At 56.9% G+C, this 12,921-nt stretch carries 1 protein-coding gene (running past one end of the window); it reads right to left on the reverse strand.

From position 1 onward, the window contains the following. Positions 1 to 12,921, reverse strand: the 3' end of a protein-coding gene (locus tag LQ777_RS29430; protein WP_232564011.1) for an SdrD B-like domain-containing protein. Its footprint extends 20,133 nt past the window's final position; only the last 12,921 of its 33,054 coding nucleotides appear in the window; its start codon lies beyond the right edge, outside the window — the gene reads right to left on this strand; its stop codon occupies positions 1 to 3.

Consider the following 12,921-nt stretch of genomic DNA (forward strand, 5'->3'; position numbering starts at 1 on the left):
CTAGCGATTAAGGGTCAAGTAACGGACATACCGGCGGCCATCGCTGGTGCGAATGATGTAGTAGTAGGTACCGTCTGGCAGACCATCGTCATCCGAACCTACCGTCACACCCGTGTTTGGCTTACCATTCCAGTTGTTTTGGTAGTCCTGGTTCTGATAGACCATCTGTCCCCAACGGTTATACACTTCCAGGCTAACCGTTAACCCCTGCATACCGCGGATGACAAATACATCGTTGACACCATCACCGTTGGGCGAGAAGCCTTCAGGAATAAAGACCGCCGAATTATCCAGCGGCAGGGTCAGCGGAGTCGCTTCCCGCTCGTTATCATCCGTCGGGTTCTGGTTACCGTTAAGATCCGCGATAAGTCCATTCGTTGACACATCGTCGACCAGACCAGTTCGGTTGAATGCCTGAGCATAGACCGAGTTGAGGAACGTTGACGTGTTGCCACTGCTGGTCACGTTCACCACCACCCGAATGGTATCCACCACACCCGGTAGCAGTACACTACCCGGCTCACCAAGCACCAGTTGCGGCTGGCTATCCCCGTCAAAGTGAGGATTTACAACCAATTGGCTGCCCGTTGAGCTGGTGATCGGCGCTTTCACAACCGTATAGCGAGCGCCCGTCTGACCGTTGAAGACCTTCGTTAGCGAGTCGCTTACACTCACCTTTGTCAGCGTGTCAGGACCGAAGTTCTGCAGCACGATCTGATAGGTCACGTTGTACGAACCATTCGGTTGACGAGCAGTGTCAGCTACCGCCATGGCGACGCCGATGTAGGAGCCCGTCAGAAGCTGATTCAACGATACCGGCGTCGGCAGGTTACTTGTTCTTGGATCAAGTGTGTTCGCCGGATCAGGATTGGTACCCGCTGTTGAGGTATCCGCTACCGCCCTTCCTTCCGCCGTTTGAGCCGTCGCGTACGCTGTGTTATAGAAGGTCAGCGCATCAGCATTCTTCGCATTCACTCGTACCGTAAAGCTTACCTGCCGTGATGTACCTACGGGCAGACTGCTGAGCGAATCAACCAGCATCTTGGTCACCAGACCCTGACCCGTGTAGAGCGTATCAGCCTTCAAGCCGGTATCGGTCGTCAGGTGAATGCGGTTGTCAACGATCAGCGCTCCATGCCCAAAGGTCTGCGACAGGTTGTCCACCACTTGCACGTTGTAGAGTGGTAGCTGACCCATGTTGCTCAGGGTAATGGTGTACGGAATATCGTAGATACCCGCTTGTACCAGCGCTGGTGTTCCTACTGATTTAGCTACACCTAACAACGCCGATGGCAGATCGAAACGAACACCCGTTGGCGTAGAGCCCTCCGGTTTAGGATCAAGTCCTGTGTTGGAGATGTCGGTAACGGCTTGGTTTGCCGGAGTGAGACCAACGGCCGTTGCACTAGCGTAGAACGGACCTACTGCTCCGTTGGGCTTCACATTCACCGTGATCAGAATCGTATCCTGCACGCCTACGGCCAGACTGCTGGCTCTTGCGAGCAGATCAGGCTGTGTATGACCGTCATAGCTTGTATTCGCCACTAACGTGCTGCCTGCCCCAACGACTGGCTTACCAACGACAGCGTACGAAGCGGGCGCGCTGAACGCACGAATCAGACTGTCACTCAGGCTTACATTCGTCAGATTTACGTTACCCACGTTTTTGACCGTCGCTTTGTACGTTACGTTGTAGCTATTGTCCGCTTGCGGCTGGATCTTGATTACCGCCAGGGCAACACCAATACCCGGTCCGGTTGGCGCGCTGACACCCAGGGTAAAGCTGGTGGCACCGGTGTTATTGACCGGATTCCCATCGTTATCTGGATCAGGATTGATACCGGCTACCGACGAATCGGCTACCGTTACACCGTGGCTCAACGCCGATACATACGCTGTGTTGTTGAACGATTTACTGGTATTACCCAGCGCCCGTTTCAGGGTCACATCGATTGTAAAGTGTTGTGATCCGCCTGGCAACAGCGACGTGGTCAGACCCGGTTGCGTATTGGTACCAGTACCGGTTGTCCAACTGAATTCGGGAACCAGCTTCGCATCGGACGCTCTAACCAAAACCTCACGAATCGTGTTGGGCGCAAAGACACGGGCCAGGTCGTCCGTTACGTGGACGTTCTGAAGCGTATCGTCCCCAAAGTTGGTAACGACAAAGCCGTATGACACCCGGATCAGCGAATCACCAACTGCACGTGGTGTACCAACAACCGCTTTAGCCAAGCCAATCACACCCGTGCGGGCGGCTGAGGTATCCCGTACCGTTACGCTCGAGGAGTTATTAGCCCCATTCAAATCCTTGTTGTCCAGATACGTAACCTCGGCGGTGTTGACAATGGCTTGTCCTTTCTTAATCACATGGGCCGCGTACACCAACTGGCGGGATTCACCCACTTTCAGACTGTCGATCCGTTGTTTGATAACCCCGTTCGACACAGAATAGCTGGTGGGTGACGCATAGACTAATGACAAGCCTGCTGGCAACACATCGCGTACATCGATGTTCTTAGCCGTGTGCGGACCCGCGTTCGTCACCGTCACTGTGTAGCTCACCGGTGCGCCGTTTGAGACGTAGGCGGTGCTGGCCAGCTTGGTGATGCGTACATCTGTGTTGAGTGTATCAGCTGCACAGTTAAAGACTTTTACTTCGATCTTCGACGGTGCACTCAAACAGCCCGTTGGTCCTTTCTCAACCACCCAGTACGTACCCTCGCAGACCGAATCAGGACGCATCACAATATTGGACGTATTGCATTCGCAGATGCGGTAGATGTAGCTGCTGCCTACGCTCGTCGAAGACAACCCCTTCGTCAGATCGACAATCTTGGCCGGGCACTCGTTGCGCAGGTTATGCACCAGCGGTGGCGCCAGCGGAGCAGCTACGTCAACAACCACATCCGCCGACTTGACTGAGCTGCAACCACCCGCATCCAGCACTTGCACGCTGTAGCTGCCGCCTGTTTTGACGACGATACTCTGGGTGGTTGCGTTCGTGTTCCACTTGTAGCTCGTCGCTCCGGCAGGTGCCCTGAGCGTAACCGAGTCACCCGCACAGAACTTGGTGGATCCTAAGATCGATACCACTGGTACTGCCGAGCTTCCCTGGATCGAAAGAACCAGCTGATCCGTAGCCACTGGACAGTTGACACTACCCGCGCTAGCCGACAAGGTTAGCGTTACGGTACCGGCCAAAATATCCCCGGCACTTGCTGTGTAGACTGCGTTCAAGGCGTACGCATTATCGAAGCTACCACTACCGCTGGTGGTCCAATGGGCTGTTTTGGCAGAGCCACCCATTTTACCCGCCAACTGGTAGGTTTTAGCCGCACAGATACTAGCATCTGCGCCCGCATCCGCTGTGGCTGGATTCTTTTCATCACAAGGCGTTTGCTCCTGGCAGGTAGTAATCTGCACATGGATGGCTACTGGCTGACTGCTGCAACCGTTCGTCGTTTTCTCTACCACGTAATACGTTCCAGAACCGACGGCAGCTGGGTTAGCCACTGGCGTCTTCAACGTCGCGTCCGTGTAGTAAGCAAACGTACCGCCCGTTGTAACCGGCTTGCTGGTCACCGCGCTGCTTAGATCAACCGTTGTGAACGGACATGTATTGGTTTTGTCCACTACCGTTGGCGCAGCCACAGTATTCATCAGCGTAACCGTTACTGGGTTTGAGGCAGTACTGCTGCAATTAGTCGAGTTGCGGCAACGTGCGGTGTACGTCACTGTTGCCGTTGGCGTAACCGTGATTGAGCGACCGATCTGACCGGTTGACCAGATCACTTCACTCGTCGCCAGACAGCCTTCAGCGACCAAGGTCACCGGTGTGCCCGCACATACGCCCGTGTTAACCCCTGAGCCTGCCAGCGAAACTGTCGGTGCAGCGGGTGTTCCTACCGTAATCGTGTTGGCTGCCGACCAGTTGCTTTCGCACTGACCCAGCTTACACTTGACGCGGTACTCAGTTGTTGCGGTTGGCGTTACGGTCAGTACACTGCCCGTTGTGCTAGCCGGATCAGACCAGATGTACGTACCACCTGTGCAACCCGTTGCCGTTAGCGAAACCGTTTCGCTGGTGCAAATAGCCGGCGTGTTTGTCGCAATGGCTGGGATGTTTGGTGTACCTAAATGAACATCGATGCTAGCCGACTGTGCACTCGTACAGCCGTCGAGCGTGCAGGTCGCCATCAGCCACAGATCAGCATGGATCGTTTTCTTGATGCTATGACCAATCGAACCATCGCTCCAGGTAATCGTACCTCCTTCGCAACCCAGCGCTGTCAGTGTTGCTTCGGAACCGGAGCAAACGGTCAGTGATGGACCCGCCAACAGTTTCGGCGGAGCGACGTAACGCACGGCTATTTTGGCCCCTGTCAGATCCAGCGCTGCGCATACCTTCTGGTCGGTGATTAACCGCAGGAGGTCGGCACCTGTACTGATACCCGCCTGGATAGCGCTCAGGTTCAGGTAATTCTTATCAGTAGCCTGCGCTTTGTAGACCAGCGTATGGATCGTATAGTCGGCAGTCTCGGCCCCTACCGTAAAGCTTGGGGTAGCTGCCATCTGCTGAACAATGCGTTCCGTTCCTTTCGTCAGTACATACAGCACGGAGTAACCTTCGGGCTGCAACAGTCCTCCATTCGGAGCAGCGGCAACGACAACCGTTGATGAGGTCGATGCACAAACCGTTGGACTGACCGCTTTCAGCGTACCGGCCTGAACCACACAATCCCCTTTGTTGATGGTGATGGTCAGTGACGGATCACTTAGGCAATCGTGGAACTTACACTGAGCGTAGTAGGTCTGCGTACCTTCTGGGCGTACGACCAGGATGGCGCCTTTGTTGTTGCCGTTGATGTCGTTGGCCGACCAGATGATTTCGCCTGGGCAACCGCTGGCTGTCAACGTAACAGTACCACCTGGCTCTACCGCCGTTGCCGAAGCCGTCAGCGTTGGCAACGGAACCGTCACCACCGTAATGGTATAGGTTTTCGAGCTTGGGCTGGTGCAGTTCGCATCCGAGCACTGTACGGTGTAGCCCGTCGTTACCGTTGGCGACACGACAATCGAGCTGGTCGTTTCACCCGTGCTCCAGCGTGGCGTACCGGTGCAGTTCTGGGCAGTCAGCGTTACCGTCTCACCCACACAAATCGAGTCCGTACTACAAACGACGGTCGGCGTCGGTGTTGATGTGACATTGATGTTGATCACATTCGATTTGCTGCTACCGCATGCCGTACCGACCTGGCAAAGTGCGTAGTACTCATGGCTAGCCGTTGTCGGTGTCACCGTGACTACCGATCCGGTTTGACCATCTGACCACTTGATCGTACCACCTGCACAACCCGTTGCCGTTAGCGAAACCGTTCCTCCACTGCATGTATTGGGCGAAGAAGCCGAGATCGTTGGTGGCGTACCACCCGAACTATTCACCGTCACCCGCACCTTGTTCGAAGCTGGACTTTCGCAAGCACCCTGCTTGCAGGTTGCGTAGTACTCAGCGGTCTGGGTCGGATAGATCACGACGGTGCTACCTTGCTGATTGATACCATGCCATTGGACGATACCCGTGCAACCTGTGGCCGTTAACTCGACGGCTTCACCGCTGCAAACCAGTAGTTTGCTTGCTTTCACAATCGGAGCCACTGGGTTGACAACCGTCACCTTCACCGCGTTTGACGCATTGCTCAGGCAAGCATCCGTCTGGCAGTAGGCCAGGTAGCTGATGGTTGCCTCTGGCTGCACGGTAATGCTGGTTCCGGTTTGACCCGTCGACCATTTTACCGTACCTCCGCAATCCGCAGCGGTCAATGTAACCTGTCCTTTTACGCAGATCGTATCCGCACTGGCCGTTATTCTCGGCGCGGTCGGTGTAATCACGTTGATCGTGAGGACCGACGAAGCCTTGCTGGTACAAGCACCGTTCTTACAGTACACCCAGTACGTATTGTTGCCAGCCGTTGGTGTTACCACCAGGCTCGTACCCGTAGCGGTTGTGTGGCTCCAGACTGGCGTACCCTCGCATCCCGTAACCGTCAGGATTGCCGAACCACCGGGGCATACGCCGGTTACACTGCTTGTCAGTGTTGGCGCTGGCATATCGCTGCCCATTTCAAGGGTTTTTGTTCCTGGGCTGCTCAAACAACCACCCATCCGGCACTGCGCCGTGTAGGTTGTTCGCGTGTTCGGATTGACCACAATCGAGTTACCCTTCTGTGCTCCTTCCGACCATTCGATGGTGCCACCGGTGCAACCCGATGCGGTCAACGTTACGGACGAGCCTGGGCAGACCGTGCTGGCGCTGGCCGTAATCGTCGGTGCTTTCGGATCGAGTACGGTAATGGTAATCGCATTCGACGCACCACTCGTACAGTTATTACCCAGCACGCAGCGAGCGGTATAGGTAGTCGTTGCACTTGGCGTAGCGAAAATCGTCGTACCGGTCTTACCATCCGACCAGATTATCGTACCGCCCGCGCAACCCGTTGCCGTCAGCGTTGTTGTTCCGCCTTTGCACAACTGTGTAATCGCGCAGGCAATCGTTGGTGGTTCTGCCGAGCAGGAACAGTTCGGATTGGCTACCGTAACGGTTTGATCCTGCCAGCAACCGCCCCCGTTGAACACCCGGACCGTATACGTCTGACCACCAGCTGCATTGGTAATAATCACACCATTGGCTGGTACAGGCTGCGTTGCCGGATTCGTTAGCGTAAAGCTATTTCCTGCGGTGACCGCGTACCGGAACGAACCAGGCGTATTATCCAATCCGTTGATCGTCACTGAACCATTCGCTTGTGGCTGGTTGCCAATACAGGTTGGTGTCTGTGAAGCCAACGTATAAGCCACTCCCGTTTCTTCTTCGATGATGATCGGACAGCACGAACCGTTGGGGCATTGTCCCTGGTTGACGTGTACCGTAAACTCACCGAGCTGCGTCGCCGTATAGGTATTACTGGTTGCCGCCGAGATTAAGGTTCCGTTGCGGTACCACTGATAGCTGCTGTAACCAGCCGGAGCCGACAGCGCTACATTGATCGGAGCACCTTTACAAACCTTAACTGGAACCGTCGTACAAACCGTCGCTGTATCACCCGGTATAGCTACCGTGTTGTAAACGACACCCGCTTGTGTCAGGCTGGCCGAGAAAGTCAGCGTAGCCGTCGCACCGGCAGGCAAGTTATCGATTGTCCATAGGCTTGGGCTACCGATCGTGTACGTACCAGTTGTGGTCGCGATTGAACCTGGCACCAGGGCTAGCCCAGCACTCATGGATTCCTGTACGAGCACATTGGTAGCCGGTACCGTTCCTTTGTTAACCAGCGTCACCGTGTACGTCACTACCTCACCTAACCGCGCATTAGTTTTGCTTACCTGTTTGCTGAGGTCTAATACCGGTTCAGGCGTTGGTGTTGGTGGGCACGTTGCTCCTGCCAGGCTGATAACCTTATCGGCACAACCTGCCAGACTCACCGTCAGACTCACCGGTCTACCCGATGGAATACCGCTGATCACCCCGTTACTGACCGTACCCGCGCTGGCTTTCACCGACGCTCCATTCACCAACGTGTAGTTGACATGGTATGTGCGGCTGCCCGTCGCGTCGCAGACTGGTGCGCTCAGGCTGATGGCAGGGTTCTCGCACTTCGGTCCTGGGCAGCTGACAGCCGTCACGTTGATCGTGTTCACGCAAGTCCCGTTGGTAGCCGTTATTGCCAGGTTCGTGCCGCTCGGAATATTGATAACGGTGTTACCCGAGACCGTACCCGCGTTCACGCTCACCGTACCACCCGTTGCATCGAAGCTAACTGAATAGGTATTGTTACCTGCGCAGATCGGCTGACCCACGCTCAAGGCAGGTGTCGTGCAAGGCGGATTTGGTGGGCAACTGGCCGGGCTGTTGACTGTCAGTGTGCTCACACAACCCGCTGATTGCGTAGCCGTCACCACAACCGCCGTACCCACTGGGATACCCGTGATGGTATTGCCCGAGACCGTACCGGCATTAGCCGTCACGTTGGCCACACTACTCGAGAAGCCTACCGAGTATGTGTTACCATTGCAGATCGGGCTTTCTACCGTCAACACTGGCTTCTCACAAATTTTCTCACACGTGAAGGCTGGAACCGTGATGACCTTATCGGTACAGCCTGCCAGACTTACCGTTAGGCTCACCGGTCTACCCGAAGACAGATTACTAATCACCCCATTGCTGACCGTACCCGCGCTGGCTTTCACCGACGCCCCGTTCACCAGCGTGTAGTTAAGCTGGTAGTTACCGCTGCCCGAGGCATCACAGTATGGCGCGCTCAGGCTGATGGCCGGATTCTCGCACTGTGGTCCACCGCAGTTTAGGCTAGCCACGTTGACCGTGTTCACGCAAACTCCGTTGGTAGCCGTTATTGTCAGATTCGTGCCGCTCGGAATGTTAACCACCGAATTGCCCGAGATCGTACCCGCATTCACGCTCACCGTACCACCCACGGCATTGAAGCTTACCAAGTAGCTCGTGCCGTTGCAGATCGGCTGACCAACGCTCAACTGCGGCTGCGTGCAAGGCGGATTCGGCGGGCAGCTGGCGGGGCTGTTGACCGTCAGCGTGCTCACACAGCCTGCCGACTGCGTAGCCGTCACCACAACCGCCGTACCCACTGGAATACCCGTGATGGTATTGCCCGAGACTGTACCGGCATTAGCCGTCACATTGGCCACACTACTCAAGAAGCCCACCGAGTACGTATTGCCGTTACAGATTGGACTTTCTACCGTCAACTGTGGTTTTTCACACACGGTAGTACAGCTTGACGTTACTGTCGCGATGGCGATTGCTTTGCAGCCGTTGGCATCCGTTACCATCAAGGTGTATGCACCCGCCGTCAAATTAGTTAAGCTGGTGGCCGTCGAGCCGCCCGGACTCCAGCTGTAGCTGTAGTTACCGCTGCCGCCATTTACGCTCACCAGACTCACACTGCCTGGCGTCGTGCAGGTAGCCGGGCTAGGCTGTACCACCACTACGATCTCCGAAGGCTGGCTGATGGTGAAGCTCTGCACACGCTGGCAACCGCCACCGTCCCGCACCGTCACCGTGTACACACCCGCGACCACACCGCTCAAATCCTTGCTCGTCGTACCGTTGCTCCACACATAGCTGTAGCCTCCGCTGCCCCCGCTCACGGTCAGCACCACCGCGCCCGTCGCCGAGCCGTTGCACTGTACGTTGCTCACCGTACCGCTCACCACCGGAGCCGTCGTGTTGTTGATGCTCACCACCGCGCTGCTGCTGCAGCCCGAACCGTCGCCAACCACCACTGTGTAGCTGCCCGAGGCCGCATTGCTCAGCGTAGCGCTGGTAGAGACGACCGCCCCCGTTGCATTGGTCCAGCGGTAGGTGTAGGAGCCGCTGCCCCCGCTGACACTCACGCTGGCTGAGCCCGTCGCGGCTCCGCAGGCCGCCGACTGGATCTGGGTGCTCAGTTGGAGCGGGTTGCTGGTGCCGATCGTCACGCTTGTCAGGCTGCTGCAACCGCTGGCGTCGCTGACCTGCACCGTGTACACGCCCGCAGGGGCACTCACTAGCGCTGATCCCGTCGAGACGACCGTGCCGCTGGCGTTGGTCCAGCGGTAGGTGTAGGAGCCGCTGCCTCCGCTGACACTCACGCTGGCCGAGCCGTTGGCTTGGCCACAGCTGGTGTTGGTGAGCACACTGGCGCTCAGACTCACTCCGCTGGTGCTGCCCACGTTGACTTCTTTGGTAGCCGTGCAGCCTTTGCTGTCGGTCACCAGCACTTTGTATGAACCAGCCAACAAACCACTAATCGTGTTGTTGTCACTACCGATAACCGTGCCGTTAGCGTTAGTCCACTGATACCTGTAAGGAGCCGTGCCGCTGCCAGGGTTAATGTTGACCACCGCTACCCCGTTGGCCTGACCACAGCTGGCCAGGGTGATACCCACGTTGATGCCTGGCAAAGCACAAGCCGTCGCACAGTCGGTCGGCGTGACCACCGTTGCAATGGCCATCGCTTTGCAGCCTTTGGCATCCGTCACTGTCAAAGTGTACACTCCACCCGTCAAACCTGACAGGCTGGTGGCCGTCGAGCCGCCCGGACTCCAGCTGTAGCTGTAGTTACCGCTGCCGCCATTTACGCTCACCAGACTCACACTGCCCCCCGAGAGGTTGGTACAGGTAGCCGGACTTGGCTGCACCACCACTACGATCTCCGAAGGCTGGCTGATGGTGAAGCTCTGCACACGCTGGCAACCGCCACCGTCCCGCACCGTCACCGTGTACACACCCGCGACCACACCGCTCAAATCCTTGCTCGTCGTACCGTTGCTCCACACATAGCTGTAGCCTCCGCTGCCCCCGCTCACGGTCAGCACCACCGCGCCCGTCGCCGAGCCGTTGCACTGCACGTTGCTCACCGTGCCGCTCACCACCGGAGCTGTTGTGTTATTGATGCTCACCACCGCGCTGCTGCTGCAGCCCGAACCGTCGCCAACCACTACCGTGTAGCTGCCCGAGGCCGCATTGCTCAGCGTATCGCTGGTAGAGACGACCGCCCCTGCCGCGTTGGTCCAGCGGTAGGTGTAGGAGCCGCTGCCCCCGCTGACACTCACGCTGGCCGAGCCCGTCGCGGCTCCGCAGGCCGCCGACTGGACCTGGGTGCTCAGTTGGAGCGGGTTGCTGGTGCCGATTGTCACACTCGTCAGGCTGCTGCAACCACCGGCATCAACCTGCACCGTGTAGATACCCGCAGGGGCATTTGCCAGCGTAGCGCTGGTAGAGACGACCGCCCCTGCCGCGTTGGTCCAGCGGTAGGTGTAGGAACCGCTGCCCCCGCTCACCGTGACACGAGCCGAGCCGTTGGTCTGGCCACAGCTGGTGTTGGCCAGCACACTGGCCGTCAGCGACAGACCGCTGTCGCTACCCAAACCAACGGTGTTGGTTCCGGTACAACCTTTACTATCAGTCACTACGACCGTGTACTGACCCGGTGCCAAACCTGACACCGCGCTAGTGCTGCCGACACTGCTACCTGTGGCGTTGGTCCACTGATAAGTGAACGGTGCTGTACCACTGCCAGGAGTAACATAGGCGACTAAGATTCCATTCGACTGACCGCAGTTGGCCCGTGTGATGCCTATGTTGATACCCGGCAGGGTACAAGCCGTCGCACAGTCGGTTGGTGTCACAATCGACGCAACCGCAATGGCTTGACAGCCGTTGTCATCGGTTACCGTCAGTGTGTAATTACCACCCGTCAGACCGGTTAAACTACCGGTCGTTGCCACAACAGCACCAGCCGCGTTAGTCCAGCTATATCTGTACGGAGCTTTGCCACCATTAACACTTACCAGACTCACACTACCCAGCGCATTACAGGTTGCGTTCGTTGGGTTGATTTCTGCCACGATTTCCGAAGGCTGACTGATAGTGAAGCTCTGCACGCTTTGGCAGCCTCCCACATCCCGAACCGTCACCGTGTACACACCCGCGACTACACCCGTCAAATCTTTATTCGTCGTACCATTGCTCCACTGGTAAGCGACGGGCGGAGTACCACCCGTTACGGTCAGCACCACCGAGCCCGTTGCCGAGCCGTTGCACTGTACGTTGCTCACCGTACCGCTCACTACAGGAGCCGTCGTATTATTAATCGTTAGAACCACAAACGTAGAACAGCCAGCCACATCACTGACCACCACCGTGTAGCTGCCCGAGGCCGCATTGCTCAATGTAGCCCCCGTGGAGACCACCGCTCCATTGGCATTGGTCCAGCGGTAGGTGTAGGTACCGCTACCGCCACTAGCTGTTACGCTGGCCGTACCGGTCGATTGTCCACATGTCGCTGGTTGTACCTGAGATATCAGATTGATAGGACTGCTGGTACCTATTACTACGCTGGTCATGCTGCTGCAACGGTTGACTCCATCGCTGACTTGTACCGAGTAGACTCCTGGCCCTACGTTCAATAGATCTGCGCCAGTTGATATAACTGTGCCACTGGCGTTGGTCCAGCGGTAGGTGTAGGAACCGCTGCCCCCGCTCACCGTGACACGAGCCGAGCCGTTGGTCTGGCCACAGCTGGTGTTGGCCAGCACACTGGCCGTCAGCGACAGACCGCTGTCGCTACCCAAACCAACGGTGTTGGTTCCGGTACAACCTTTACTATCAGTCACTACGACCGTGTACTGACCCGGTGCCAAACCTGACACCGCGCTAGTGCTGCCGACACTGCTACCTGTGGCGTTGGTCCACTGATAAGTGAACGGTGCTGTACCACTGCCAGGAGTAACATAGGCGACTAAGATTCCATTCGACTGACCGCAGTTGGCCCGTGTGATGCCTATGTTGATACCCGGCAGGGTACAAGCCGTCGCACAGTCGGTCGGTGTCACAATCGACGCAACCGCAATGGCTTGACAGCCGTTGTCATCGGTTACCGTCAGTGTGTAATTACCACCCGTCAGACCAGTCAGACTGGTAGCCGTCGAGCCGCCTGGGCTCCAGCTATATCTGTACGGAGCTTTGCCACCTTCTGTGCTTACCACAGTTACGCTACCTGGAACAAAGCAGGTCGCATCCGTACGCTCGATCTGGGCAACAATCTCAGTGGGCTGGGTAACGGTAAAGCTTTCGATCGTCTGACAGCCGTTGTTGTCGCGTACCGTCACTGTATAGATACCCGCACTCACACCGGTCAAATTCGCGTCCGTTTTGCCATTGCTCCACAAGTAGCTCACCGGTGGCGTGCCGCCTGTCACGTTTAGTGAGATGGCTCCCGAAGTCGCACCCTTACAAAGCACATTTGTAACCACTCCATTCACGGCGGGTCCGGGTAGATTATTGATGTTAACCGTTGCTACTGATGAACAGCTAGCCGCATCGGTTACTAGTATGGTGTAACT

This window comes from Spirosoma oryzicola (assembly GCF_021233055.1).
Classification (GTDB): domain Bacteria; phylum Bacteroidota; class Bacteroidia; order Cytophagales; family Spirosomataceae; genus Spirosoma; species Spirosoma oryzicola.